Below are 24,881 nucleotides of genomic sequence, written 5' to 3' on the forward strand. Positions count from 1 at the left end.
GCCCTCGACCTCCTCGGCCGCAACGGCCCGGCCCCCACCCCCGCACAGCGGACCACGCCCCAGCGCACGCTCGCCGACGGCACGGCCGGGGCTCGGATTCACCCCTACGCCGATCTCCAGCCCGCCGGGACCCGCTCCGCGGACCTGCGCCGGCTCGGCCACCGCAGTCAGGGCTCTCCAGACTGATATGTGTCTCATGAGCCCACCGGATCCCCTGCGGCGACGCCCGTTCCGGGCGGAAAATGGTTGCGATTGCTGCCTGTTGACGCCGTGATGTCTGTGACCTTCGAGATCGTTCATGAGCCGGGCGCAGGGAGCCAGCCAACGGGCGCGTTCAATGTTGCTTCGAGCACGAGGATGAGACTTCCCATAAGCCCTTTGGCTCCCACAGGCAGCAGCTGCCCGGGAACCAAGGAGGCAGTGGTGCTCGAAGAGACTCAGGACACGGAAGAGATCATCGATTTTGCGCAAGCCGCCAGGTCGACGTCCGCGACCGCGGGTCGGCGGCCGCCGGCCAGGCCGAGCTCGGGCAGCAGCAGGGTCGACCACTCCTGGATTCGCATCCCCGTCATGAGCGCCAGCTCCAACGCCGAGCGGTTGCGGTGCGGCCGCCATCCCCGGAAGCCCAAGTCCAGGCCGCCGCCCGGCTCCAGGCCGCCGAACCCGACGTCCCGGAAGAACAGGTACTGGTCAAGCTCCATGTGCCGGACCCGCGGATCCCGGCTCACCCCGCTGCCCAGGGACTCCCCGCGTCCCGTCGCCCGCCAGGGCCGCCCGCTCACGTAGCCGACCTGGGCCAAGTAGTCGTAGTGCCCGCCGATCGCGGCGGCGTCCCGATTCCAGGCTGCCTCGCCGACCGTCTCCTCGACGTCCTCGCGCCGCCACCGCCGGAACTCAAACACGTCGTTCTCGGTCGCCAGCCGCAAGTCCAGGCCCCGTGCGGTAAGGAAGTTGAGCAGCATCAAGACGGTGTAGGCATACGCCCGCATTGTCTTCACGTCCAGGCCCTGCTGGCCGATCACCCGGAACCAGCTCGACAGCGGCTCTACCAGGCGCATCACCTCGTCCAGAAGAATCGGCGTGCCCGTCGGAACCCGTCGCCGTTCAAACAGCTCGCTCAGCTCGGCAGGGCGAACGCCGGCCACGTCCCCCGCCCTCCAGACCTTCCGCCGGTCCGTGAAGAACAGCTGCATGGAGCCCCCAGAGCGAAGGCACCTCGCTGGATCGAGGAACCATTCAGCCACCCTGCCTGACCAGCGCGGCAGCGGCCACACCCGGCTCTCAACGTCACCCGAACGAGCGCTGAGATCAGCCGTGGACGACCGTGCCGTCCCGCACGATCGTCCACGTGTACGGACCAGCCTCCATCCCGCGTCCCGAGCAACGGGTTGTCCGGCCTGCACTGGCGACATCGGGAAGCGCAGGGTGCCGCGTTCTCAGCGGAGTTGGCGGAACGATTCCTGGATGCCGGTGATGACGGTCTCTGGTTCTCCCAGGCCGTGAAATGGCCGCCCTTCTGGTGTGCGTTGACGTGTACGGCGTTGAACAGGTGCCGGGTCGGGCCGTTCTCGAAGGCGGCGATGGGTTCCTCGACGGTGCGGACGCCGGGCGGGTAAGCGTCGCCGAGCAGGAAGCTGAAGCCGGCCGGCGCCTGGACCTGGGGGTGGCGGTCGTGCGAGGGCGTCCAGGGGTAGCGGTTGCAGTTGCGGTAGACGCGAAGGGAGGAGCCGATCGTCCGGGTGGCCCAGAAGATGGTGGCGTTGGTGAGGATGAAGTCGCGGTCGAAGACTTCGTCGAAATGGCCCCAGCGGTCGCTCCACTTCTTCCAGCGTTGCAGGATCCAGACGAGCATGCCGGCCGGGGAGTCGTTCAGGCCGTGGGTGATGGTCTGCGCGTCGAGCATGTGCGCGGCGACGTGGGAGGCGTAGGTCCCCTCGAGGTTGAGCAGGGCCTCACGCAGCCGTGGTGAGGCGTCGGCCGGGATGGTGTGGCCGCCGGTGACGTCCCAGTAGCGGTCGGTTTGGAAGTTGCCGAGGGGCAGGTCCATGCCGAGGTGGATGCCGTAGAGGTGTGCGGCGTATGTGTGGCCGAGCTGGCTGGTGATGAGGGCGCCGTAGCCGGAGCCGGCGGCGGCGTACTTGTCGTAGCCGAGGGTGTCGGTCATCAGGGTGTGGAAGAGGTTGGCCATCTTCCAGTGTCGGCGTCGGGCGGCAGGTCGAAGGAGAGGCGGAGGATACGGCCGTGAGCCTGCGCTCCGCCGCCCGGCATGCGGCCGCTACCCCCTCGGGCTGTGGCCGCGACGGTGCAGCGTCACCGGTTGATGGCTGGGTCAGCGGGCGGCTGTGGCTGGGTGGGCAGGGCCCGTACGACGGGGGTGGGAGCCACGAGGTGTTGGCGAAGCTCGGGTCCAGATACAGACCGACGACGTCGTGGACCTTGTCGACGAAGTCCCTTGACCAGGGGCGAGGAGAAGCCGAAGCCGAGCAGGGAGGCCACGATGACGTCGAAGGCGTCGGCCGGGTCGCCGCCACCACCGCTTCGAGATCGACGGCCAGCCGGTGCACTTACTGCGCGAGCCGGGCAAGGGCCCCGATCCGCCAGCTGCCGTGCGGCCGGTTTCGTTCCTGGGCCAGCGTCGCGGTCGCAGCCCTGGTGCGGGTCGCGGGATCCAGATGGAGGGTCGAAGAGAGGTTCCAGTCCGGAAAGGGCCTGGCCGGCCTGGACGAGCACCAACTCCGCCGCTATACATCCTGGTCCCGCTGGGTCACCCTCGCCATGCTCACCCATGCCTTCTTGGCCGTCGTCCGCGCCGACGAGCACCGACTCCGTCCAGGGCCTGACGACCTGATACCGCTGACGTGCAACGAATTCCAGCGACTCTTCATGGCTCTCGTCGCCGGACCCGTCCACGAGGTCGGCCACTGGCTTCGCTGGTCCCACTGGAGGCGCCGTCATCAAGCCCGTTCCCAGCTCAGCCACTACAAACGCCAAGCGGCGACCCAAGCATGATCGTGATCTACAGCTTGAGTACTAGGCGCGACAGAAAAGACTGCGGTGGACCAGGCCACGCAGCTCCTGAACAAGATCGCCGAATCCAAGTAGGCTCGCTCGCGAGACCGGAAGCGCCGCGGGGGAAAAGGGCCCAAGCAGGCCATTCACTGACCGCCACCTCACCGACGTCCTCTGGGCCATGATCCGGAACAGAATCTGCTAACGCCAGCCTCTTCCCCCTCGCCACTGCGGCGTGACGCGTCTCACCTTGTCGTGTGGCGATGCGGCTGCCGACAAGGGGATACCGCTGGTTCCGAGCAACCAAGCCGGACGCAGCTCCTTCAACACGCAGTACTTGACAGAGAATCCGCTGGATGGGGCGCCCGCGGTGACCTGGAGTACCACCCGGTACGCCCCGACCGGGTGGCGGAGTTCGTTGCCGACACTGCCATCGATGATGGTCTCTACCGCCACCCTGTGCGTTTCCTGCGGCTGCGCGACGACCTCACCGCGCAGCAGGTCCCGCCCTTCAGGACCTGATCGCACCCTGCCCGAATCTCAGCCTGCCGCTCGGCCGGCAGGAAGTCCTGATCACGAACTGGCCAAGAACGTAGCCGCGTAGCTCCCTTCGCCAACCACCAAGGCAGCATGATCATCCTGAGCATGGCGGACAACAGGGTCGTCCCCTGATATGACTACTTGAATCTGGCTCTGGCCGCAGTTCAGACCCGAAGGGAAAGCTCGGGACCCCCGATCTCCCCGTCCGTGTACCGCGCGCCGCACCAGCTTCGATGAGTCACGCCCAGTAGCTTTGGTCTCGCGGACGCGGGCGCGCCAGAGACGGTGGCGTAGCGTGTCCGACTCGACGCTCTACACCCGAAGGGTGCAGGGCGGCCAGACTGCCAGCCCTGCAAAATACCGGCTCGCGAAGCTGCAGCCAGGTGGCTGATACCGCAGTTCCCCAATACGCATTCACAAAAACGAACAACTCATGACGATGGGCTCACGTGCTGTCTCACGTGGCCGTCGGTGCAGAGGAACAGGTGGATGACCATGTCACCGCAGACGACGCAGACTCATTTCGACGGGGTGCTCATCACAATTCGCTCCGATAAATCGTACTTCGAGGTCACTGAGGCCATCGAGTCGAAGTTGCAGCGCTTCTCGATCACCAGGCAGATGGAATACATGGCACACAAAAACCGCGAGGGATTCGAGGCCTACGTCACAAGAATTACGGCGCCAAGCAACTACACCATCTTTTTCGATTTTGAGCAGGGAACAGCGATGAGACTGGCCGGAATCCCGATCGAGTCCAAGTTCTACCTCGTCGGCAACCCCGTCATTGCCCGAGGCTTGTTCCAGTACACCGGTGCGGCCGGCCTGGGGGCGCCGGTGCGTGTCTCTGTGTCCCAGCACGACGGTGAGCAGACACGTATCGACGTGGACCAGCCCTCCTCCTTCTTCAGTCAGTTCCCTGAGATGCAGGGATCAGATGTTCCCGGGCGGCTGGACCATGAGCTGGTCGGGGTCTTCGAGGCCGTCGCCTGACCTGATCTCGAATCGCAGGAGACGGCCCGTGGCGGACTCGCCCGCCCGACCTGCGGGCGCCCCGCGCCCAAAAGGTGCGTATACGCTGAGGCGATCCGCACGGCCGCGCCGGAACGTCACGGATCGCGCATCATGCGACTACGCCGAAGCCCTGCCCACTGACTGGGTAGTGCCAGCTCGGCGAGGCACCACGAACTCGGGCTCGTCTCGATGCGGTTATGGCTGCACCTCTCGTCGGTTCAGCTTCGAGCGCGCTTCTGAATCCGCGAACTCACGGCCTTTCGAGTGTGGCGAAGCGCTGGCGGTCGATGGTGGCGTAGGAGGCGACCGCCTGGTCGGCGGCGACGGCCTGCCGCAGGCGGTCGATGAGGGCGGGTAGGCGCGCGGCGGGCAGTGCACAGGTCATCTCCTGCGTGGGAAGCCCGGTACGGGCGCGGCTGACCGCGCATCCCGGGCTGACCGCGATCTGGCCGGCGTAGGCCAGCGGAACGATCTGGCACTGCGGTCTGGAGGCGAGCCGCAGGTCCGGGCATGCGCCCTGGAGGGTCATGAGCGAGACGGGCGAGAGGCGGACGAGCACGACGTCCGGGTCGGTCGCGACGGTGAGCGGCTCGTAGCGGATCGACGTGGGCCGGATCGGCAGGCGGGCGACGACGTCGAGGTCAGCCGGGGTGATCCAGCCGCTGTCGACCAGGGCGGCGGTGTCGGCCCCGGACGCGGCGCCGGCCAGGTCGATCAGACCGTGCGTGTAGCTTCCGGTGCTGCAGTGGGCGTGGTCCGCGGCGCGGGTGTCGAGCACCTGCCGTTGGGCGGGTTCCCAGAAGCAGCAGCCTGCCGGCTGCGCGGCAAGACCACTGTCGCCGGAGGCGGCGGGCTGGGTGCCGAAGGTAACCGCGACGGGAGGGTGCGCGAGCCCCAGGAGTTCGACGAGGGGGGCCGCCCATGCGGATGTGGACGTCATAGAGGCACCTTACGAGGGCAAGAACTGTTTCACTGGGAGCCGTCGCCGGGGAAAGCGACCCGGATCGTATGGTCGTCGATGTCGAGGTCGAGCTGGATGGAATCGCCACCAGTGACGTGCCAGGCGGCCGAGTCCCGGCCGTCGACGATGACCGAGACCTCGGCGGGGGCGGGGAGCCGGTCAACGGTGAACCTGGTGGGTGTGCCTCGCCGGGACGGGGTGGCGGCCGTGGTCTCGATGTCGAGGGCGCCGTGGACCATGTCGTTGCGGGCTCGCCGGATACCGAGGGCGGGATAGTCGACACCTTTGAGCCGCGGTTCCGACGCCGATGCGGGCAGGGGTTCGTTGAAGATCCGCCACCACGCCCCGGGAGTGCCGCTCTCGACCAGCATCAGGATGGCGTTGATCTGTCCGCGCGGCCACGTGGAGTCATAGCCGAACCAGAATCCGAAACGGTCGTTCTCCTCACCGAAGAACCGGGGCTGGTATTCCCTTTCGACGTAGTCCCGGATGCGGTCCTCGGTGGCGGTGTCCCCCGTCTCGTGTGCCATCCACAGGGCCGTGCTGAGGTGGTTGGGGTCGGCCCGGAGCCTGCTCAGCGGGAGACCGGGGTCCAGCCAGCCGAGCCGCCGCATCGCCAGCTCGTAGATCCACAAGGAGAACTCGCGGTCCTGCGGGTACATGTACAGCAGGCAGGGGAACACCCCGTGGGCCACGGACGGACCGGGCAGCGAGTGCAGGCGCTGCTCGATCGGGTCGTAGTAGAGGGCGAAGGTGCGCAGCTCTCCGGAGCGGGTCAGGCTCATGTAGTGCCGGCGCACGTAGTCGAACCAGCGCGGTACCGGCTCGCTCAGGTCGGTCCCGAGCAGCGCATCGTAGAGCTTGAGGCCGAGTCCGGTGGCGCTGACGCAGAACGGCCAGATCTTGGTGTTCTCGCAGTGCGGGCCCTGGGGGCGGCTGCGGAACTGGGCGGAGATGAACTCCGCGATCCGCGCGTGGGTCCAGGTGAACGTGCGGCTCTGGTAGCCGGTGATCTCGAACGGCCGGTGCTCGGTGGCCTCTCCGGAGACGTAGTGGCGGATGCCGAGGACCACGTTGAGCCAGCCCCGGTAGAAGACGTTCCCGTCGGCGCCGCACGGGTCGGGCTGCAGTCCCCATGGTTCGATCCCGTTTCCGGTCCAGCCCGGTACCGGGTAGCGGCCGCGCAGCGGTTCGGGGATGAAGGCCTGCCACGCGGGCGGATAGCGATCCGCACCCGGGTCGGGACCGATCAGCGTGCACCAGTCCACCGCGCCCCAGAACGAGGTGTAGCGGCGCACGAGTTCGTCAGCGATGCGGGTGTAGACCTCCCGCCAGGCCGGGGTCGATTCGAGCATGACCGGGAGGACGTAGGCCATGTTGTGGACGTCGAACCGAGGGAAGGAGCACAAGGGCGGCGCGGTGTAGCGGTCCCACCACGGAAGGGGTTCGCCCTGGTCGCTCCAGTCATCCGGGGTGGTTGCCTTGTCCCAGATGTAGCGCAGCCAGCCCAGAGCGCGGTCGTTCAGCGCGGGTGCGGGTGTTGCCGTCTCGGGGGTCACGGCACGGCTGCTCATCACGGCTCCCGCAGGGGTTCCCCGTTGGTCCCCCGTACGATCCACAGCTTGGCCCGTGCCTGCCAGCCGCCGGTCCACTGCGGATCCAGTCGTTGCACCGCCGGCTCGATGATGATCTCCTCGACGCCGTTGGCGGCCGGGTCGTGCGCCACATAGGCCCCCGGGAGGGCCTGCCGGGGAGGATCGGCCCCACCGATGGGCACCACCTTCCGAGCCAGGCCGCGGAACCACATCAGGAGCAGATGGTTGCCCTCGACGCGGACGGTTCCGTCGATGCGGTCGCGCATGATGGCGTCGACGGCATCCGGTGAGACCAGGTCATGAAGTGCGTGAGCGCTGCTGCTGAAGCGGACCGCGAAGTCAGGCGCCGCGGCCCGGCCGGCCGAGGTGGCGACGAGACGCCGCTGTCCGTCGAAGTCCCAGTGCCGTGCGGGACCGTCGTTGGCGGAGATCTCCACCGTGAGACTGCGCGTGATCTGGGACCGGAGCGCCGCGCTGCACCGCACGGCCAGCACCAGCCCGTGCCCGAGCCACCACAGCAGCACACGCAGCCCCGCGACGGCCGCCGCTCGTGACGCCCGCCCCTGGCTGATCGTGGCCATCACGGCGCCTTTTCCTCGCCCGCGCCGGACAGGAAGCTGTGCACCAGGGCGGCGAACTCCTCGGGCCACTGCCACAGAAAGCCGTGCCCGGAGTCGGGGTAGATCCTGACACGTGCGTTGGGCAGGTGGTCGGCCAGCAGCCAGGTGTTCGGCGTCGGGATCATGATGTCGTTGTCACCGTTGGCGACCAGCACCGGCTGGGTGATCCCGGCCAGGCGGTCCAGCTGGGCCGGGTTGGGGATGCCCCATTCGGTGATGGCGTCCATCTGGGCGTCACGGGCCTGCAGCCCGGCGGGCTTGTCCCGGTCCTCGGTCCGGGAGGCGCGCCGCTCCAGGAACTCCCGGCCCTTTTGCTGGCTGGTCGGGGTGACCTCGAAGAACAGGGAGAGCAGGTCCTCGGGATGGTTGTCGGCGACGTTGGCGAGGGCCTGGACGTCGTTGATCCAGCCATGCATCAGCACGCCGCTGCGCGGCCCGGTGCCGGCCAGCACGAGCCGGCGGACGAGCTGGGGACGGATCAGGGTGAGCTCCTGCGCGACCATCCCGCCGATGGAGAACCCGAACAGGTCGATCCTGGACAGCCCGAGTGCCTCGACGAAGGTGATGGCGTCGCGGGCCATCCCGGTGATGGTGTTCGGGACCGTCCCGGTCGACAGACCGACACCGGCGTTGTCGACCGGGATGACCTCGCGGTGGGCGGCGAGGGAACCGAGCAGCAGCGGATCCCAGTTGTCCAGGTTGCCGCGGAAGTGCTGGAACATGACCAGCGGCAGCACGTCGTCGGAGGCGGTGCCGAACCGCCGGTAGGCGTACGTGACCCCGTTGGCGCCCTCGACGAACTGGTTCGGGGCGGTCAGCGCGATGTCGCTGTTCGACATGACGATCAACTCTTCCGTTTCGGTCGCTTCTGGGGCTCGGCTCGCGCCGCACGGGCAAGCACGCAGACCGGCCGGGGCGGGCGACCACATACCGGAGCAGGGTGGCTCGCCGCCGCTTCGCCGGCTGACCGGAAGGAGGTGATCGGGTGAGATCTGTCGCGGCCACGTAGGGCCTGATTGGTGTGCCGAACGGGAGGGGGCTCATAGGCCTCGCCTCGCACGGGCCGACCTCTGCTTCAGGGAGCGGTGATCACCGACATCGCCTCGGACCGGCGCACGGATCGAGCCTACGGCGCCGCACTTCACGTCGCATCTTGAGCCCGAGGGATGCCCCTCGCATACGCTGACGAGGGACGCGGACCACTGCCAAGCAGGTCACCTGCCTGCCCGACGAGGGCACGCGGGTGGCGAAGGAAGCGCCATGGACATCAATTCGTCCACGCACTGATCGGCACGGAGCGGCCAAGGTCTGCGCCGGCGCCCCGGCAACCGTGATCGGCGAGGTTCTCGTCCCTCTGCACTGGTTCGCGCTGTTCTCCAGGGCCGAACGAGTGCGGCCTGAACAACGTCGAGAGAGCGGGGCCGCAGACCGGCGCACTGGAACCACCGAGGGAGGCAGAGCCGGTCCAGGGCCCCGTTGCCGTAGTCTGACCGGTCGGCAGGAGACCCGTGCCCCGTCCACCAGGCACCGTGCCCGACCGCGACTCCGCCGCAGCTTTCTCGCAATGAGCACCACAGGGCGGACTGGCCCACAGGCCCGCGCAGCCGCCGAGCATCTTCGCTGGCTGTCCCGTCCCCATCGAGGGGTCAGGCGGGCGAGCTCAAGCTTGGGGGGATTGAGAGAGAGCGGCTTTGAGCTGCCTGGTGGGCTCATCGGCGAGGACTTCGCTCCGGCCGGCAATGATCGCCTGCATGGTCTGCTCCGCGACCTCGGCCGCGGTGATCTTAGGCTCGTCGACCCGGGCACTGAGGTCGGTGTCGACGAAGCCCGCGTGGACCCCCACCACCAGGGTTCCCTGCTCCCGCAGGCCTTGGCGCAGGGAGTCGGTGAGCGACCACTGGGCTGACTTGGAGGCCGCGTATCCGGGAAAATCCGGCCGCCCGGTCCAGGAGGTCATGGAGAGCATGTTGACCAGTGCACCGCCGCCGTTGCGCCGCAGGACCGGAGCGAAGGCCCGGCAGACGGCCCAGGTACCGAAGAAATTGACCTCCATCGCCCGACGTGCACCGTCGAAGGAACCCTCCAGAAGGCCGGTCTCGCCGCTTGAAGTACCCGCGTTGTTGATCACAATGGTGACATCATCCGCGGCCGCTGCGGCTGCGGCGACGTCCTCGGGATTGGTGACGTCCAGGCGCAACGGGATGAGACCTTCTCCAGCCGCTGTTGCCGGGTCCCGGGCGGTGGCGTAGACCTTGGCCGCTCCGTGCCCGATCAGTGCGTGGACGAATGCGCGCCCGATTCCGCGGTTGGCTCCCGTCACCAGGGCAACCGAACCCTTGATCTCCATGGTGCTTCCTTTGCCACCAGCGTGCTCTCTTTGGGCAAACGGATCGACAAGGGGTGGTGCGCGTTCGGGCCGACGGACCTGCAGGTCCTCGGCAGCCACGTACGAACGCGCAAGAATAAACCTCACCGCTTGCGGCTCTCATCGCGAGGGCTGACGCCCGATTGCGCCTGTGCATAACGCCTGGCCGGACAGTCCTCGGGTTTCCTTGTCAGCGTATGCGATCGCGGTGGCCACCGCGTCCTCGTCCCCGCAGGCGGCGAGCGCGCTGGCCACCGCCTCCAGCACGTCGGCGGGCATCTCCCCGCCCCCGCCCGGTACGCGAGACGCTCCGAGCCCACCGCGCCGTCAGGGGCAGCGTCGCCCCGACCGCCGGGCCCTCGCCGGCACGCACCGCCACGGTGTCGGCGAGGACCGCGCGCACCAGGGCGGCTCCGACGACGTCGGGGTAGCGCAGCGCCAGGCCCAGCAGCGCGTCCAGGGTCAACCGGCCCGCCGCTGCCACCCGGTGCTGTTCACGATGGGCAGCACGTGTTGAGCACTTGGGACACGAGAGCGGACAATGGACAGCGCTGAACCCTGTCCATAACTTCATCTCGTACCGCCAGCCCGTCCCGACCGGCAGGGTCGGGACGGGCTCGGCGAGCGCGACGTCGACGGGAAAGTCCACACGATCAGACTCCGGCCGCCGCGGTGCTCGTGCATGTGCAGTGGCGCTACCCGAGGAGGGGCGTCACCGCCTTCGCGACCAGCGTGAGCGGCGTGTCCTGGGCGGCCAGGGCGGTGCCGTAGGCGATCGCGATGTGTTCGATGGCCTGCGTCGCGACGCACAGGACGCGGACCTGGTGTGCGGTGAGCTCGTCGCCGGCGTCCAGCGCGAGCGAGCTGAGGGCGATCACCGCGAGGCTGGCCAGCGCCGCGAGGAGCGCGAGGTTGTGGAAGAGCTGGGGCATGGAGTGCCTCTCCGGGCCGGACGGTCGCCGACCTCACCCCTTCCCGTCCAGAAGCAGCCGTTGGCATTGAACAGATTGGGAAGCACGCGAAAGACGGGGGGAGGTGCGAGGCCGTGGATTTGCTCATCTGCGAGTCGCCCACCCCGCCGGACCCGGCCGTCGTACGCCCTCGTACACCGGTGCGCGGCGGCGCACACGTGCTGGAGCCGCCGCTGCGGATCACCCTGCTCGCGCAGAACGCGGCCGGGTGGGCCCGGCTGTGCCGCCTGGTGTCCGCCGCGCACGCAGAAGCCGACGGCGCGGCGCCGGTCGTGTCGTGGCCCACCTTGCGCGCATACGCCGACGACGACCTGGTGGTGCTCCTCGGTCCCTCCTCCGAGCCGGTACGGGCGCTGTCCGCCGGCCGCCCGGATGTCGCCGAGCATCTGCTCGCGCCGTGGCGGGAACTGGCCGGGGAACGACTGCGCCTGGAGAGCGTGTACCTGGGACGGGAGAGCACCGGAGCGGGATCGCTGCGGCTTGCCGCGCGCACCGTGGGCCTGGCCGACCAGCTCGGCGTACGCGCCGTATTGACGAACGCTGTCCGCCGCCCTTCGGGACACCGGTCTCGCTCTCGGGATTCCGCCCCAGGTCGTGGGCGACATCGCCAAATCGTTCCCCCACATCAGGGCCCGGGACGTACTTCCTCGCCGTGGCCCAGGTGGTCGCCGATACCCGGGCGCTGGGAATCCGGGTCGCCGCGCGCGGCTCCGGCGCCGGGAGTTAAACCGGCAGTCACGGGTCTACTTCCCTCGCCAGGCAGCCACCAGATGCTGGACACCAGACACAGCACTCGACAGACGCCGGACACGTTCTCCGCCACGAGACGCATGGACTCGGCGTCATCGAAGACTGCGGGCACTGGATCCCCGACGAGAAGCCAGAGTTCCTCTCAAAGGAGCTGATTCGCTTCTTCGTCCAAGCTGACCAGTAACGATAACGGAAAAGATCAACTGTGATCGATCCGCGGCGCGCTCATTCCTCAAACGCTTGTACGCTGCGCTGAGCAAGCAACGGTAGCTGGCCGAGGTGAAGCCCCTGCGTCCCCGCGAGCAGTGTCGTGGTGGCGGCCGGTCGTGACCACGCAGCCGTAGACGAAGGTGGCGGCCGGCCCCAGTGTTAGTGGGGGTGGCCGCCGTCGTCGAGGCAGGATGGTTCGCCGGCTGAAGGCCCCGGTGGACCGCCGGGCACGCCCTAATGTGCCGCCGGTTCCCATCGGGGGTTTCTGCCGCTGAGGGCCAGTGCGCGGTCGAGTACGGGGGCGTCTGCATCTTGGGGTACTTCGTCGCCCAGAAGGCCAAGACCGCGCATGCGGGGTGCCTCACGCGAGTACGTCGCGAACGCCGTTTCGGCCAAGGATGCGGGAACGGTGCCCCGTTGTCCGGTGGCTGCTGTCATGTCCCAGGCATGGATGGTGAATTCGGCGATCAGGATCCCGCCGAGCGCGGTCGCGGGCATGGGCGGTCCGCCGAGGCCGGCCTCGCCCTCCCACGCTGCCGGCTCGGACCAGGCCCTGGCAGCCGGTTCCGCCGCGCCGGCCAGGAGGAACGCCCACTCGGGCTCCGGCCGCCCGGCAAGGAGGGGCACCGGGTTCGCGGTGAGCAGGCTCGGATCCGGCGCTGTGCGGATGCCCACGTCTCTCGTCATCAGCAGCATCATGGCGATGTGATTGACGAGGTCTCTCACCGTCCACGCCGAACACGGCGTCGGGTTGTCATACTGGTCGACCGGTGCGCCGCGCACCGCGTCCACGACCAGATCGATACTCTGCGCCAACTGCGCCACGCTTGTCGCCGGCAGCATGCGGCATCCCTCCTGCGAAGTCGACTGCGACGAACGCAATCACCGCAGGTCGCCCCTCATCCGTAGGGCGTCGCCCTAGTCGATGAAGACGCTCCACGCGGTGGCGTTCAGGTTGTCGGCGAGAAAGATGTCGGTCCCTCCCAGGCGCTTTTCCCAGGACGGCATGAGTTCGGCCGCGCGGGCGGTGACCGCGTCCATCCAGACCTTGATCTCCGCCTGCTTGTTGTTCGCCGGCACCTTGGCGGCGGCCGAGGCTTCCTTCATGTCGACCGTGCGCAGTGCTTCGGAAGCAGCGGCGCGCAGGGCTCGGATGTACTCCCGGTTCGTCGCCACGTCCTCGGGCGTACCAGGCAGAGCCATATGGCCGGTGACGATGGTCTCGTAGTCGTACTCCAGCAACTGGTCCATGGCGTCGAAGTACGCGGGCACGTGTGCGGAGAAGTACAGGCGGAAGAATGGAGCGCTCTTCGGAGTGAAGCTGTCCATCGCTCCCATGAGCTTCAGCTCCGGCAGGTGGATGAACAGGTTGCCAGCCTGATGCCAGTCTCCCGTGTAGTCGAGGACGAACCGTACGCCGTCGATGTCCACCTCCTTGCGCCGGCCGCTGAAGGTCTCGGTGGGCAGGGGGCGCCGGTCGTCGTTCTTGACCTCCTTGATGAACTCGCCGGTGATCTCATGGGAGATGATCTTCAGGCCGTCCCGTTTCAACAGGTGAGCCGCCCCGATGTGGTCGGCGTGCGCGTGGCTGTAGATCAGGTGGGTGACCGGCTTGGGGGTGACCGACTCGATCGCCTCCAGCAGTCTGTCCCCGAGGAACGGTGAGGCGTCCACGAGGACGACACCGTGCTTCGTCTCCACGAACATCGTGTTGATCATCCCCTGGGTGACGAAATGGGCACCGCCGCCCAGGTCCTGGACGACATACCCGGACTCCGGGATGTCCGGGCCCAGGGCGAAGTCGGGTACCGGCGCGAACTCGGTCATGGTGATCTCCTTTGGGTGGCCCGTCTCAGGGCTGGGGCGGAGGGGTGTCTTGTGATGGAGTTCCAAGGGGCCGCGTGAGGGCTGGCTCGGGCCTGGCCTGTGGCAGCGTGGTTCGAGGCGACAGCGGGTCGGTGCAGGACAGCCGCTGCTTTCTCCAGCCCCAGTGCGGAGAGGTCCTCTGGCTTCCTCGCCGGAGAAGGTCGTCGCTTTTCAGTTAGCATGACCTGCTTTGCGTGCGGGTGAACGCTCCAAGGGCGCCCTGTTGAACCTAGGTCTGACTGGTCCACCTTCACCGGCCTGTCACGCCGCTATGGGGAGCACACTGGCCGCATGAACGACAACGGCGAGCTTGGTGACTTCCTGCGCTCGCGCCGGGCCCGTCTGCGTCCCGAGGACGCGGGGGCGGCTTTCAGCGGCGGCGCGCGCCGGGTCCCCGGACTGCGCCGTGAAGAGGTCGCGCACCTGGCCGGGGTGAGCACGGACTACTACGCCCGCCTCGAACAGGGCCGGCACCCCCACGTCTCCGAGACGGTACTGGCGGCAGTCGCCCGCGCCCTGCGCCTGGACGACACCGAACGCGGCTACCTCTTCGAACTCGCCCGGCCCAGGAAACCCGGACGCCTCCGGAGCCGTCCCGCCCGCGCACCACGCTTGCGGCAGCCGATCCACCAGATGCTGGACGTTCTCAACGACGTCTCGCCGGCTGTCGTCCTCAGCCACCGCAGTGACGTCCTGGGCGCCAACCACCTGGCCAAACAGCTGATCATCGACTTCGACGCGCTGCCGCACCGCGACCGCAACCTCGCCCGATTCGTCCTGCTCCACCCTGCCGCCCGTGACCTGTACACGGACTGGGACCGGGTCGCGGAGACCTTCGTCGCCAGTCTGCGCCTGGCCTCCGGACACCATCCCGATGACCGTCTGCTGAACGAACTGGTCGGGGAGCTGTCCATCAAGGTTCCCGAGTTCTCCACCTGGTGGGCCGGCCACCGCGTGGACCAGTGCGCCCACGGCACCCAACGCCTTGTTCACCCCGTGGTCGGTGAACTCACCGTCTCCTACGAGACGCTGGCCCTGCCCGCCGACCCTGACCAGAGCATCGTGGTCTACACCACCGAACCCGGCTCCGCCTCCGCGGAAACACTCCGCCTGCTCGCCAGCTGGACCACACCGACGAACACACACGAGGCCACCCCCTCCCAGGCACCGTCCGGCTGATGAGGAACAGACGGCCGATCAGTGACGAGGACTTGAGGTCATGACGTCCACGCTTATCCAGACTCCCTGCGGAGAAGAGTCGACGGCCGCCGAGGTCATCGACGGCGTCGACCTCACCGGCAAGCACGCGCTCGTCACCGGCGCCGCCTCGGGTCTCGGCGCCGAGACCGCCCGTTTATTAAGGAATAAACGATGCACTCCGCACCTCGCACCACACCGCAGCAGTCCCTGGGCCGCTTCGGAATCTTCAGCCACGAGCTGCGCTCTGAGGACCCGGCACTTCAAGAACAGCGGCGACGCGCGGCAGTCGAGCTGGAAGAACTCGGCTTCGGCGCTATCTGGCTCGGGGGCAACAGCAGCGTGCACCACGCCGTCGCGGTCGCCGCCTCCACTGAACGCGTCGCCCTGGCCACCGGCATCCTCAACATCTGGCACGAGGAGGCCGCCACGGTGGCCCGGCAGCGGGCCGAGTTGGAGGTAGCCCACCCCGGCCGGTTCCTGATGGGCCTGGGCGCAAGCCACGCGCAGCTGGCCCAGAACTACCAGCGGCCCTACTCCACGATGGTCGGCTACCTCGACGCTCTCGACAACGCGGCCACCCCCGTCCCGGCCGACCGCCGGATCCTGGCGGCGCTCGGACCGAAGATGCTGCGTCTCGCCCGCGACCGGGCCGCCGGTGCCCACCCTGCCATGGTCACCCCTGCATACATAAAGCAGGCCCGGGAGGCCCTGGGCGACGGACCGCTCCTGGCTCCCGTGGTCACCGTGGCCCTGGAGAGCGACCCCGTCCGGGCACGAGCCCTCGCACGTGACTTCCTCGGCTTGTATCTCCGGCTGCCCAACTACACCGCGAACTTCGAGCGCCTCGGCTTCACCGGCGATGACTTCACCGGCGGCGGCAGCGACCGGCTCATCGACACCCTGGTGGTCTGGGGCATCCATGACGCGATCAGCGACCGTCTGACCGAGTTCCACACCGCCGGCGCCGACCACCTGGCCCTGCAGCTCATCACCGCCGAGGGAGGCGAGACCCCGCCGCTCAACCAGTGGCGCCGCCTCGCCGACCTCACCGGCGTCACCGCGAAGAGTGTGTAACCGCACCCGTGACGACGCTTGAGGCACTCATGACATTCATCCTCTGGAGCACGGCATGTCCATACCCGAGCAGAACAAAGAACTCGTTCTGACGGCCTTCGACACCCTCTTCGGTAAGCGCGACTACGAGGCCGCCCAGGAGTTCTGGTCCGAGAAATACCTTCAGCACAGCCGACACATCCCGCCGGGACGGGAGGGTCTGTTCAACCTGGTTCGCGCCCTGCCGGCCACCCTGCACTACGACAACCAACTCACCGTTGCCGAGGGCGACTACGTGATGCTCTACGGCCGGTACTCGGGCACCGGTGAGACCGCCTCCGTCGTGGCCGACGTCGTACGGGTCGAGAACGGCAGACTGGCCGAACACTGGGACGTCTGGGAGGACGAGGCGACCCGCGACGAGTCCGCAAGCGGTCTGCCGGTCTTCGGCGACCGCTTCGCGCCCGACCGGGCGAGGTGAGCCGGGATGACCGGCGCCAATCGCCAGTTCCGCCTCAAGACTCGCCCGGCGGGCCCCTTCGAAGACTCCGATTTCGAGCTCCTGCAGACCCACATTCCAGTGCCCGGCGACGGCGAGTTCTTGGTCAAGGTCACGCATTTGCCGATCGACCCTGCCATGCGCGGCTGGATGAAAGCAGAGCACGTCACTCCGGTGGACGTCGGAGCGGTCATGCGGGCGATCGCGATCGGACAGGTCGTGCACTCCAGCCATCCGGGTTTCGCGGAGGGTGACTTCGTCCACGGCACGTTCGGCGTCCAGGAGTTCGCTCTGTCGGACGGAACCGGGGTCTACAAGGTCCACCCCGAGGAGGGCCGGTCGCTCGCGGCGTATCTCGGCGTCCTGGGCATGACCGGTATGACCGCCTACTTCGGGCTCCTGGATGTCGGCCGGCTCGCCGCGGGCGACGTGGTGCTCGTATCGGGAGCGGCCGGGGCCGTCGGAAGCGTCGCCGGTCAGATCGCGAAGATCAAGGGCGCGCACGTGATCGGGATCGCGGGCGGCCCCGAGAAGACACGCATGCTCGTCGACCGGCTCGGGTTCAGCGCCGCCATCGACTACAAACGGGACGACTTTCTCGACCAGTTGCGCGACCTCACCCCCCGATACGTCGACGTGTTCTTCGACAACGTCGGCGGAGACATCCTTAACCAGGCACTCACCCGCCTCGCCCGCGGCGCGCGAGTCGTCATCAGCGGGGCGATCTCCCAGTACGACAACGCCTATACGGTCGTGGGGCCGAGCAACTACCTGACCCTGCTGTACCAAAGCGCCTCCATGGCAGCCGTCGTTGCTCCCGCATTCGCCGACCGATACCCGGAGGCCATGGCGCAGATGTCGCACTGGCTCGCCGACGGTCGGCTGACGAGCATCGAGGACACGGTGCACGGCGGCATCGAGACGTTCCCGGCCACGCTCAGGCGCCTGTTCACCGGCAAGAACACCGGCAAGCTCGTCCTCGAACTCGAACTTCAGGCGTGAGGGAAAACAACCGACCGATGACTAGGACTTGAGGTCATGACAACCAGCATCCACACCCCCTTCGGAGAAGAGTCGACGGCCGCCGAGGTCATCGAAGGCATCGACCTCACCAGCAAGCACGCAGTCGTCACCGGCGCAGCCTCGGGGCTCGGCGCCGAGACCGCCCGTGCCCTCGCGAGCGCCGGTGCCTCGGTCACCCTCGCGGTCCGCAACACGGACTCCGGCGAGGGCACCGCGACCGACATCCGCAAGGCGACCGGAAACGACGCCGTCCATGTCGGCCGGCTCGACCTCGCCGACAAGGCGTCGATCGCCGCCTTCACGAGCGCCTGGTCCAGGCCCCTGCACATCCTCGTCAACAACGCCGGCGTGATGGCACTGCCCACGCTCGAGCGCACACCGGACGGCTGGGAACTGCAGTTCGCGTCCAACCATCTCGGCCACTTCGCGCTCGCGGTCGGCCTGCACGACGCGCTCGCGGCGGCCGGCAATGCGCGGATCGTGTCGCTGAGCTCCCGGGGCCATCACACCTCGCCCGTCGTGTTCGACGACATCAACTTCACCTCCCGCCCCTACGACCCGTGGCTCGCCTACGGGCAGTCCAAGACCGCCAACGTTCTCTTCGCGGTCGAGGCAACCAATCGCTGGGCGGCCGACGGGATCACCGCCAACGCCGTCCATCCCGGCGTGATCATGTCGACGAACCTGTCGCGCTACATGGATCCGGACCAGGCCGCACAGCTGCGCGCCGCCGAGGCGGCCGGGGAACTCGGCTCGATCCAGGGCGCGCCGTTCAGGTTCAAGACCATCGCCCAGGGCGCCGCGACGAGCGTGCTGGTGGCAACCTCTCCCCAGCTGGAGGGCGTCGGCGGTCGCTACTTCGAGGACAACAACGAGGCAGAAACACTGACGCCCGAGGCAGTGGGGAAGTCCTCCGGCGGCGTAGCCCCGTACGCGCTCGACCCGGACGCCGCCAAGCGCCTGTGGGAACTGTCGCTCGCCGCAACGGGCGCATGAGCAGAATCCTCGCAAGAGCGGCACTGAACTCGTGGCATCGATTCCAGCGCGATTCGTTCACACAGTGCTGACCTGCACGTCGCATACGTGAGCCGGGACCTGTACGACACGGACGTCGGCCTGACCATCGGATCGGGTCTCGAATATCCCGTCAGTGGGGAGCGGCCTCGACGGCGCGATGTGCAGAACACCTATCTCCATGCGCGGTCCTGGAAGTCTGCAGAGGAGCCGGCCATCGCCCGGGACCGCGCAGACGGGGGCAAAACGCATCGCAGCAGCGGAAGGACGGCTGCCGCAGGTCACACGGAAGCGGAAATTGCGGACGACCTTCGGGAGTCAGCTTGAGGGTGCCTCGGAGGAGCTGTGCCGTCGTACGCCCGTCGGGGCACTCCAGCTGGCGAGCATACGGAGCGTCTCCGCGGAGGCCGAACCAGGTTCCGCGGTGTAGAGGCAGATGCTCAGGTCAGGGTCGGCGGGCAGGGCCAGCGTCTCGTAGGAGAGGGTGAGTTCGCCGACCACGGGGTGAACGAGGCGCCGGGTGCCGTGGGCGCACTGGTCCACGCGGTGGCCGGCCCACCAGGTGGAGAACTCGGGAACCTTGATGGACAGCTCCTCGACGAATTCGTTCAGCAGACGGTCGTCGGGATGGCGTCCGGCAGCCAGGCGAAGACTGGCGACGAACGCCTCCGCGACCCGGTCCCAGTCCTGATAGAGGTCACGGGCGGCGGGGTGGAGCAGAACGAACCGGGCGAAGTTACGGTCGCGGTACGGCAGCGCGTCGAAGTCCGTGATCAGCGCCTTGGCAAGATGGTTGACTGCCAGGACGTCGCTGCGGTGGTTGAGGACCAGGGCAGGCGAGACATCGTTCAGGACGTCCAGCATCTGGTGGATCGCCTGACGCACGCGCGGTAGCGGGGCCGGACGGCGCTGCCCCGGGCTGGGGGACTTGGGTCGGGCGAGTTCGAAGAGGTAGCCGCGTTCGGTGTCGTCCAGGCGCAGGGCGCGGGCGACTGCCTCCAGTACCGTCTCCGAGACGTGGGGGTGCCGGCCCTGTTCGAGGCGGGCGTAGTAGTCCGTGCTCACCCCGGCCAGGTGCGCGACCTCTTCACGGCGCAGTCCGGGGACCCGGCGCGCGCCGCCGCTGAAAGCCGCCCCCGCGTCCTCGGGACGCAGACGGGCCCGGCGCGAGCGCAGGAAGTCACCAAGCTCGCCGCTTTGATCCATGCATCCAGTGATACCACCACAGCGGCATGACGGGCCGGTGAGTGGACCAGCCAGACCTAGGTTCAGCAGGGCGCGCGCGAGGCGTCCGCACGCGTGTCCCGGGCGGAATGCTGGACGCGAACCGGGAGGCAACGCCGCCTCCACAGGTGGTCCTCGCCGACAACGGGCCCTTTCTGAGAAGCAGCCGCGCACGGCCGAGCGGAGCACCCGGTTCCCCCCCTCGTTCCTCACACGAAGCAGATGAATCATGCCCTTTGTGATCTACGTCCTTGGGCTGGGCATCTTCGCCCAGGGCACCTCGGAGTTCATGCTCTCCGGCGTGATGCCTTCCATCGCCCAGGACCTCGACATTCCCCTCGCATCCGCCGGAATGCTGGTGTCCGCCTTCGCCATCGGCATGCTCGTCGGAGCACCACTGATGAGCCTGGTCACCCTGAAGATGCCGCGCCGTGCCGCGCTGGTCGGCTTCCAGCTCGTCTTCATCGCTGCCCATGTCGGCGCCGCCCTCGTCCCGCACTTCGGATTCCTGCTGGTCATGCGGGTGCTGTCGGCCATGGCGTATGCCGGATTCTGGGCCATGGCCTCGGTCGCGGCCATCTCGCTGGTGGACGCCGCTAAGCAGGGCCGGGCCATGGGAGTGGTCGTCTCGGGACTGAGCGTGGCCACGATCATCGGTGTCCCGGGCGGCACCCTGCTCGCCCAGCACGCCGGCTGGGAGGCCGCCTTCTGGGCCGTAGCCGCGATGACCGCGCTGTCCACGATCGCACTGCTCATCGCCCTGCCCGGCGGCCGGGACACGACGACGGCACAGCCGCGTCTGGCCACGGAACTGGGCTCGCTGATGCAGCCCCGGCTCTGGGTGGGCTACGCCACCACCGCACTGACCGTGGCCGCCCAGTTCGCGATCTTCTCCTACCTCGGAGCCCTGCTGGAAGACGTCACCGGCCTCAGTGCCGGCCTGGTACCCCTCGTGCTCGGACTCTACGGCGTCGGCGCGTTCATCGGCCTGACCATCGGAGGTCGCGTAGCCGACCGCGCCCCCTTCACGCTCCTGCTGGTGGGCATGGCCGCCTTCGTCGTGGCCGCGATGGCACTCGCCGTGACGGCGCATGTCGCCTGGGCTACGATCGCGCTGGTTGTGCTCCTGGGGGCGGCCAACTTCGGCGTGACGCCCGCCGTCAACGCCAGGGTGTTCTCCATTCTCGGAGAGACCAGGACGCTCGGGGGCGCCGTGAACATCGCCGCCTTCAACGTTGGCATCGCCGTCGCTCCCCTGACATCCGGCCTCGTCATCAACTCGGGACTGGGGCTGGCGGGTACGGCCTGGATCGGCGCGGCCTTCGGGGTGGCCCACATGGGCAGCGTTCTGCTGGACCGCCACCTCACCCGACGCCACGAAGCGGGAACCGAGGTGCCCACAACCGTCTCCGAGCTGGAGCGCGCTACCGCTGCCCCCTGACAGCTGCAACCGAAACCAGGATGCACTGTCCGGTCATAACGACACCGCCCCCGACAAAAGTCGCAGTGTTCGAATTATGTTCGATACATTGTTCACGGGACGGGTGAACTCCCTCGGCAGTCGGAGGTGGGCTGCAGGTCACGAAGCGCCTGCGTCAGATCCCTGTCTTGAGGAGCCCGACATCGAAGCTCTGTTCCCGACGTGGCGGCGAGACAGTTTGAGGCGTCTGGTGAACCAGTCAAGCGCCGGGTGATCATGATGAGCGGCCGCAGCATCCTCCGCCTCTCCTTCGACCTGCCGCCCGACGCCGACGCCGAACTCTCGGAACGGCTGCGCCGCTTGCTGGAGGACTTCACGCCGCGCGTGCAGATGCTCGAGGACGGTGCCCTCCTCGACCTCACCGGTGCGACCCGATGGTGGAAGCGCGATGCCCGCGGCATCACCGAACTCGTCCAGCTCCGCGCGCTCGCCTACTTCGGGGTGCGCAGCTCGGCTGCCGTGGCCGGCACCCCGATGCTCGCCGCCATTCACGCCGCTCGGGCGGCGCACCGTCATCGACGATTCCCCCGAGGCGATCTCGGCCTTCCTTCGGCCCCGGCCCGTACGGGAACTTCCCGGCGTAGGTGGGAAGTCCGCCGCGCTGCTGGGCGAGTACGGCCTGCACACCGTCGCCGACGTCCCTCAGCACACGCTGCAGCGCATCCTCGGTGCCCGCGCCGGCCGCGCCCTCCACGAGCACGCCCGCGGCCACGACACCACTGTCGTCGACCCCACCCCGGCCCCGGCGAGCCTCAGCACGGAACACCCCTTCCCCGGGGACGAACTCGACCCGGCCGCCCACCGGCGCATCCTGCTCGCTCTCGCCGACGACCTCCGTGCCCGCCTCCGCGCAACCGACCAGATCGCCACGGGCGTGACCTGCACGATCCGTTACGCCGACCTGAGTGCCACCCGCCGCAGCCGGACCCTGCCCGAAGCCACCCAGCACACTGTCCTCCTGGCCCGCGCCGTGTACGCGGTGTACGCGTCTCTCGGTCTCCAGCGCGCCCGGGTCCGCAGCATCGCACTGCGCACCGACGCCCTTCGGCCCGCCGACCGGGCCACCCGGCAGCTCACCCTCGACGGCGGTGACGACAAACCCCTCGCGATCGAAGCCGTCGCCGATCGCGCCCGCACCCGCTACGGGCACCAGGTGATCCACCCTGCCGCCCTCGCCATCAGCTCGCCTCCCCCGGCAGCCCGCCAGTGGGACCGCGACGGTCGTACAGAGGACACGCGTAGACGTCAGTGCGACATAGGCGCGACAGCGGCAGGCCATGGTGGGCACCCCTGCCGAGGAGTGTCGATGATTCAGGACGGATATCGAGACCTGCGCGTCCCGGACGACAGCGGCCGGCCGGCAGGCGAGGAAGTCGCCCGACTGATCTGCTCGAAGTCCTCACCCGGCGCGGGCTCCTCAGGGCAGAGGCAACTGACCGAGCGGCCGACCGCGGTCGGCCTGCGCTTCCATACGCCGGGACCACGGGGCTTGACCCCTGATCTTGGACACACGAGACACTGGATCTTGAGGATCTGAGAACGGACATCTCGTGGCCATGAAGAACTACCCGCCGGAGTTCAAGGCGGACGCCGTCGCTGTACCAGTCCCGCCCCGGAGCGACGATCAGGTCGGTTGCCGCTGATCTTGGGGTCAACCCGGAGACGCTGCGGAACTGGGTCCGGGCGGCGGGGGCAAGCAGGCCCCGGGGCCGCGGGCGGAGATACCCGGCCCAGCCGCCCACGCCGCTGGAGGCGGAGAACGCGGCCCTGCGCAAGAAGGTCCGCGAGCTGGAGGAGGAGCGCGAGATCCTGCGCAAGGCGGCGAAGTATTTCGCCGGGGATTGTGTCCTGAACACGAAAGAGAGTTGGTTGTAGGACAGCTCTCAAGAGTGGCGCTGTGCGGAAGATGAAGGTTTTTTGGCCGTTCGGAGCCGCCCTGCGGGGGGAGGCTTCAAACTGCCTCATGCCGCGTTATTGATCCGAAACGGTAGGTGTTCCGGATCGTTGATCCCTGCGTGAGTGAACTGGTGGGGGATGCACGGCAGTTGTCGCCGTCTGCGCAGGAGGCTCTTCGGCTGCGGGCGGTTGCCGCGCTGGTGGCGGGCCGGACTCGAGAGGATGTCGCCGCGGTGCTCCAGGTCTCGCTCAAGGCTGTGGACAACTGGTGGGCGAAGTGGCTGACAGGCGGGCGCGAGGCACTCGTGGCCCAGCCACGCGGGCGCCGGGTCGGCGAGCATCAGGTTCTCGACGGGGTCGAGCAGCAGGCCGTCCGGCAGGCCGTACTGGATCACCGTCCCTGTCACCTGGGGCTGGCCGGGCAGCTGTGGACACGTGCCGGTGTGGGTGATCTGATCGCGAAGCTGTACCGGGTGCGGCTGACCGACCAGGGGGTGGGCAAGTACCTGCGGCGGTGGGGGCTGTCGTTCCAGCGGCCGGACAAGCGGGCTGTCGAGCAGGACGCTGAAGCGGTCCGTGTCTGGCGGGAGGAGGCGTGGCCGGCGATCCACGCGAAGGCCAAGGCCGAGGGCGGTGAGGTGCTCTTCGCCGACCAGGTCGGCATCCGTTCCGACCAGGTCACCCGCCCGCACCTGGGGCGAAAAGGGAAGCACCCCGGTCGTCCGCCGCACGGGCAACCGGTTCTCCGTCAACGCGATGTCCGCGATCAGCACAAAGGGCCGCATGCACTTCATGGTCTTCACCGAGGCCTTCGACGCGGACGTGATGTGCCGCTTCCTGGACCACCTCGCGGGCCACTTCGACCACAAGGTCCACTTCGTCCTGGACGGCCACTCCGCTCACCGCTCCCGCAAGGTCCGTGCCTGGCTCGCCGATCACCCCGGCCGGATCGAGCTGCACTTCCTACCGTCGTACTCGCCCGAACTGAACCCCGACGAGCTGGTCAACGCCGACCTCAAGCGGAGTCTGCCGATGCTCAGCCGGGCCCGCGACCAGGCCCAGCTCGCAGCCGAGACCCGCAGGTTCTTCCATCGCCGCCAACGCCAGCCACACATCGTCCGCGGCTACTTCGGCGGACCACACGTCCGCTACATCCTCGAATAGAACCCTTTGAGTTTCGGATCAATAAGGTGCGAATCAGCCTGAAGGCCGTTAGCGACAGAAGGAGCTTAGCGCTACAATTTTTCGGGCTGATTCGCACCTTACGTGCGCCTTCGCAACCTTCCGGCTGCCGACCCGTGTGCCTGTTTGATCCATTTATCGGCACTAGATTCCGTCTGGTTTAGTAATGAGGCAGAAGGTTCCCACCAGCGTGGAGCTTCAGGCATTTCAGGCTGCACACATTGGCAATGAATGCGACAAAACGCGCCCAAATACCCATCGCGAATCAACGTCAAACGCCCACTCAGTGGGCATTTAGAGAAGCTCTGTGCCAGTAAGTAACTTTCGTGGCCGTCACGCTTGAGGTGTTTGCCTCATACGCACACCCTCGCGCCCATCGAGCTGCGGACTTGGCCGCCCGTTTGCTCCG

23 protein-coding genes and 4 pseudogenes are annotated in these 24,881 nt (G+C 68.0%); 16 read left to right on the forward strand and 11 right to left on the reverse strand.

Annotated features, from left to right (window positions below; genetic code table 11):
- A partial coding sequence (locus FPZ41_RS29135; protein ID WP_152866644.1) for a hypothetical protein occupies positions 1-186 on the forward strand: 186 nt, incomplete at its 5' end.
- Positions 187-437: 251 nt separating this feature from the next.
- On the opposite strand, the gene FPZ41_RS29140 is transcribed toward FPZ41_RS29135, so the two are convergent.
- Positions 438-1,145, reverse strand: a complete 708-nt coding sequence (locus FPZ41_RS29140; protein WP_194236240.1) for a site-specific integrase — start codon at positions 1,143-1,145, stop codon at positions 438-440.
- Entirely contained in the window at positions 1,118-2,188 is a 1,071-nt protein-coding gene (locus tag FPZ41_RS47335; protein ID WP_194236241.1) for a hypothetical protein, read from the reverse strand. The genes FPZ41_RS29140 and FPZ41_RS47335 overlap by 28 nt, the downstream gene beginning before the upstream one ends.
- 452 nt (positions 2,189-2,640) lie before the next feature.
- Here FPZ41_RS47335 and FPZ41_RS29145 point away from each other — a divergent pair.
- A pseudogene (locus FPZ41_RS29145) lies at positions 2,641-3,009 on the forward strand (IS701 family transposase); the annotation flags it as partial.
- Positions 3,010-4,038: 1,029 nt separating this feature from the next.
- Positions 4,039-4,542 (forward strand): DUF302 domain-containing protein, encoded by a 504-nt coding sequence (locus FPZ41_RS29155; RefSeq protein ID WP_152866647.1) that lies wholly within the window; start codon positions 4,039-4,041, stop codon positions 4,540-4,542.
- Positions 4,543-4,813: 271 nt separating this feature from the next.
- Here FPZ41_RS29155 and FPZ41_RS29160 read toward each other — a convergent pair whose 3' ends face one another.
- From FPZ41_RS29160 to FPZ41_RS29180, 5 genes are all read right to left on the reverse strand, one after another.
- On the reverse strand, positions 4,814-5,503 hold the full coding sequence (locus FPZ41_RS29160) for a DUF169 domain-containing protein (RefSeq protein WP_152866648.1): 690 nt from the start codon (positions 5,501-5,503) through the stop codon (positions 4,814-4,816).
- A gap of 29 nt (positions 5,504-5,532) precedes the next feature.
- Positions 5,533-7,098: a linalool dehydratase/isomerase domain-containing protein gene (locus FPZ41_RS29165; protein WP_152866649.1), complete on the reverse strand. Its 1,566-nt coding sequence runs from the start codon at positions 7,096-7,098 to the stop codon at positions 5,533-5,535.
- Positions 7,098-7,700, reverse strand: a complete 603-nt coding sequence (locus FPZ41_RS29170; RefSeq protein WP_152866650.1) for a hypothetical protein — start codon at positions 7,698-7,700, stop codon at positions 7,098-7,100. Before FPZ41_RS29170 ends, FPZ41_RS29165 begins: the two co-directional genes overlap by 1 nt.
- Positions 7,700-8,578, reverse strand: a complete 879-nt coding sequence (locus FPZ41_RS29175) for an alpha/beta fold hydrolase (protein WP_152866651.1) — start codon at positions 8,576-8,578, stop codon at positions 7,700-7,702. Before FPZ41_RS29175 ends, FPZ41_RS29170 begins: the two co-directional genes overlap by 1 nt.
- Positions 8,579-9,399: 821 nt before the next feature.
- Positions 9,400-10,086, reverse strand: coding sequence for an SDR family oxidoreductase (locus FPZ41_RS29180; RefSeq protein WP_152866652.1), 687 nt, complete (start codon positions 10,084-10,086; stop codon positions 9,400-9,402).
- Between the two features lie 205 nt (positions 10,087-10,291).
- On the opposite strand from FPZ41_RS29180, the gene FPZ41_RS29185 reads away from it, so the two are divergent.
- Positions 10,292-10,621 (forward strand): hypothetical protein, encoded by a 330-nt coding sequence (locus FPZ41_RS29185; RefSeq protein WP_152866653.1) that lies wholly within the window; start codon positions 10,292-10,294, stop codon positions 10,619-10,621.
- Positions 10,622-10,799: 178 nt separating this feature from the next.
- Here the strand turns inward: FPZ41_RS29185 and FPZ41_RS29190 are convergent, their stop codons facing one another.
- Positions 10,800-11,036, reverse strand: coding sequence for a hypothetical protein (locus FPZ41_RS29190; RefSeq protein WP_152866654.1), 237 nt, complete (start codon positions 11,034-11,036; stop codon positions 10,800-10,802).
- 119 nt (positions 11,037-11,155) lie between these two features.
- On the opposite strand from FPZ41_RS29190, the pseudogene FPZ41_RS48715 reads away from it, so the two are divergent.
- Positions 11,156-11,799: pseudogene (locus tag FPZ41_RS48715) on the forward strand (DNA polymerase III subunit alpha); the annotation flags it as partial.
- Positions 11,800-12,269: 470 nt separating this feature from the next.
- On the opposite strand, the gene FPZ41_RS29200 reads toward FPZ41_RS48715, so the two are convergent.
- Together FPZ41_RS29200 and FPZ41_RS29205 are read right to left on the reverse strand one after the other, a co-directional pair.
- The gene (locus FPZ41_RS29200) at positions 12,270-12,878 is read right to left on the reverse strand and encodes a TIGR03086 family metal-binding protein (protein ID WP_152866655.1); all 609 of its coding nucleotides are present in this window, start codon (positions 12,876-12,878) and stop codon (positions 12,270-12,272) included.
- A 75-nt stretch (positions 12,879-12,953) separates the two neighbouring features.
- The gene (locus FPZ41_RS29205) at positions 12,954-13,862 is read right to left on the reverse strand and encodes an MBL fold metallo-hydrolase (RefSeq protein ID WP_228023048.1); all 909 of its coding nucleotides are present in this window, start codon (positions 13,860-13,862) and stop codon (positions 12,954-12,956) included.
- 330 nt (positions 13,863-14,192) lie between these two features.
- Between FPZ41_RS29205 and FPZ41_RS29210 the strand changes: the two genes are divergently transcribed.
- The 6 genes and pseudogenes from FPZ41_RS29210 to FPZ41_RS29235 all read left to right on the forward strand — a co-directional run bounded on the left by FPZ41_RS29210 (position 14,193) and on the right by FPZ41_RS29235 (position 18,672).
- On the forward strand, positions 14,193-15,080 hold the full coding sequence (locus tag FPZ41_RS29210; RefSeq protein ID WP_152866657.1) for a helix-turn-helix transcriptional regulator: 888 nt from the start codon (positions 14,193-14,195) through the stop codon (positions 15,078-15,080).
- A gap of 40 nt (positions 15,081-15,120) precedes the next feature.
- Positions 15,121-15,261 (forward strand): annotated as a pseudogene (locus FPZ41_RS48720) (SDR family NAD(P)-dependent oxidoreductase); the annotation flags it as partial.
- 11 nt (positions 15,262-15,272) lie between these two features.
- The gene (locus tag FPZ41_RS29220; RefSeq protein ID WP_152866658.1) at positions 15,273-16,175 is read left to right on the forward strand and encodes an LLM class F420-dependent oxidoreductase; all 903 of its coding nucleotides are present in this window, start codon (positions 15,273-15,275) and stop codon (positions 16,173-16,175) included.
- A 55-nt stretch (positions 16,176-16,230) separates the two neighbouring features.
- Positions 16,231-16,635, forward strand: coding sequence for a nuclear transport factor 2 family protein (locus FPZ41_RS29225; RefSeq protein WP_152866659.1), 405 nt, complete (start codon positions 16,231-16,233; stop codon positions 16,633-16,635).
- Between the two features lie 6 nt (positions 16,636-16,641).
- A complete protein-coding gene (locus FPZ41_RS29230) occupies positions 16,642-17,655 on the forward strand; it encodes an NADP-dependent oxidoreductase (RefSeq protein ID WP_152866660.1) in 1,014 nt (337 codons plus the stop codon).
- A gap of 36 nt (positions 17,656-17,691) precedes the next feature.
- Positions 17,692-18,672: an SDR family NAD(P)-dependent oxidoreductase gene (locus FPZ41_RS29235; protein WP_152866661.1), complete on the forward strand. Its 981-nt coding sequence runs from the start codon at positions 17,692-17,694 to the stop codon at positions 18,670-18,672.
- Positions 18,673-19,008: 336 nt separating this feature from the next.
- On the opposite strand, the gene FPZ41_RS29240 is transcribed toward FPZ41_RS29235, so the two are convergent.
- Positions 19,009-19,896, reverse strand: a complete 888-nt coding sequence (locus tag FPZ41_RS29240; RefSeq protein WP_152866662.1) for a helix-turn-helix transcriptional regulator — start codon at positions 19,894-19,896, stop codon at positions 19,009-19,011.
- Between the two features lie 247 nt (positions 19,897-20,143).
- Here FPZ41_RS29240 and FPZ41_RS29245 point away from each other — a divergent pair, with 247 nt between their 5' ends.
- The 5 genes and pseudogenes from FPZ41_RS29245 to FPZ41_RS50620 all read left to right on the forward strand — a co-directional run bounded on the left by FPZ41_RS29245 (position 20,144) and on the right by FPZ41_RS50620 (position 24,454).
- Entirely contained in the window at positions 20,144-21,355 is a 1,212-nt protein-coding gene (locus FPZ41_RS29245; RefSeq protein WP_152866663.1) for a Cmx/CmrA family chloramphenicol efflux MFS transporter, read from the forward strand.
- A 427-nt stretch (positions 21,356-21,782) separates the two neighbouring features.
- Positions 21,783-22,931, forward strand: coding sequence for a DNA polymerase Y family protein (locus FPZ41_RS29250; RefSeq protein WP_322620873.1), 1,149 nt, complete (start codon positions 21,783-21,785; stop codon positions 22,929-22,931).
- Positions 22,932-22,990: 59 nt separating this feature from the next.
- Complete coding sequence (locus FPZ41_RS50370) at positions 22,991-23,269, forward strand: transposase (protein WP_152866664.1); 279 nt, start codon at positions 22,991-22,993, stop codon at positions 23,267-23,269.
- 254 nt (positions 23,270-23,523) lie between these two features.
- Positions 23,524-23,823, forward strand: a pseudogene (locus FPZ41_RS50615) (winged helix-turn-helix domain-containing protein); the annotation flags it as partial.
- Positions 23,824-23,923: 100 nt separating this feature from the next.
- Entirely contained in the window at positions 23,924-24,454 is a 531-nt protein-coding gene (locus FPZ41_RS50620; RefSeq protein ID WP_456154447.1) for an IS630 family transposase, read from the forward strand.
- Positions 24,455-24,881: the final 427 nt, after the last annotated feature.

The sequence above is a fragment of the Streptomyces acidicola genome (genome assembly GCF_009377235.1).
Classification (GTDB): domain Bacteria; phylum Actinomycetota; class Actinomycetes; order Streptomycetales; family Streptomycetaceae; genus Streptomyces; species Streptomyces acidicola.

Coding starts and splice junctions, on each gene's coding strand:
- FPZ41_RS47335 (WP_194236241.1), bottom strand. CDS start 2,188: ATGGCCAACCTCTTCCACACCCTGATGACCGACACCCTCGGCTACGAC.
- FPZ41_RS29155 (WP_152866647.1), top strand. CDS start 4,039: ATGACCATGTCACCGCAGACGACGCAGACTCATTTCGACGGGGTGCTC.
- FPZ41_RS29160 (WP_152866648.1), bottom strand. CDS start 5,503: ATGACGTCCACATCCGCATGGGCGGCCCCCCTCGTCGAACTCCTGGGG.
- FPZ41_RS29165 (WP_152866649.1), bottom strand. CDS start 7,098: ATGAGCAGCCGTGCCGTGACCCCCGAGACGGCAACACCCGCACCCGCG.
- FPZ41_RS29170 (WP_152866650.1), bottom strand. CDS start 7,700: ATGGCCACGATCAGCCAGGGGCGGGCGTCACGAGCGGCGGCCGTCGCG.
- FPZ41_RS29175 (WP_152866651.1), bottom strand. CDS start 8,578: ATGTCGAACAGCGACATCGCGCTGACCGCCCCGAACCAGTTCGTCGAG.
- FPZ41_RS29180 (WP_152866652.1), bottom strand. CDS start 10,086: ATGGAGATCAAGGGTTCGGTTGCCCTGGTGACGGGAGCCAACCGCGGA.
- FPZ41_RS29190 (WP_152866654.1), bottom strand. CDS start 11,036: ATGCCCCAGCTCTTCCACAACCTCGCGCTCCTCGCGGCGCTGGCCAGC.
- FPZ41_RS29200 (WP_152866655.1), bottom strand. CDS start 12,878: ATGCTGCCGGCGACAAGCGTGGCGCAGTTGGCGCAGAGTATCGATCTG.
- FPZ41_RS29205 (WP_228023048.1), bottom strand. CDS start 13,862: ATGACCGAGTTCGCGCCGGTACCCGACTTCGCCCTGGGCCCGGACATC.
- FPZ41_RS29210 (WP_152866657.1), top strand. CDS start 14,193: ATGAACGACAACGGCGAGCTTGGTGACTTCCTGCGCTCGCGCCGGGCC.
- FPZ41_RS29220 (WP_152866658.1), top strand. CDS start 15,273: ATGCACTCCGCACCTCGCACCACACCGCAGCAGTCCCTGGGCCGCTTC.
- FPZ41_RS29225 (WP_152866659.1), top strand. CDS start 16,231: ATGTCCATACCCGAGCAGAACAAAGAACTCGTTCTGACGGCCTTCGAC.
- FPZ41_RS29230 (WP_152866660.1), top strand. CDS start 16,642: ATGACCGGCGCCAATCGCCAGTTCCGCCTCAAGACTCGCCCGGCGGGC.
- FPZ41_RS29235 (WP_152866661.1), top strand. CDS start 17,692: ATGACAACCAGCATCCACACCCCCTTCGGAGAAGAGTCGACGGCCGCC.
- FPZ41_RS29240 (WP_152866662.1), bottom strand. CDS start 19,896: ATGGATCAAAGCGGCGAGCTTGGTGACTTCCTGCGCTCGCGCCGGGCC.
- FPZ41_RS29245 (WP_152866663.1), top strand. CDS start 20,144: ATGCCCTTTGTGATCTACGTCCTTGGGCTGGGCATCTTCGCCCAGGGC.
- FPZ41_RS29250 (WP_322620873.1), top strand. CDS start 21,783: ATGCCCGCGGCATCACCGAACTCGTCCAGCTCCGCGCGCTCGCCTACT.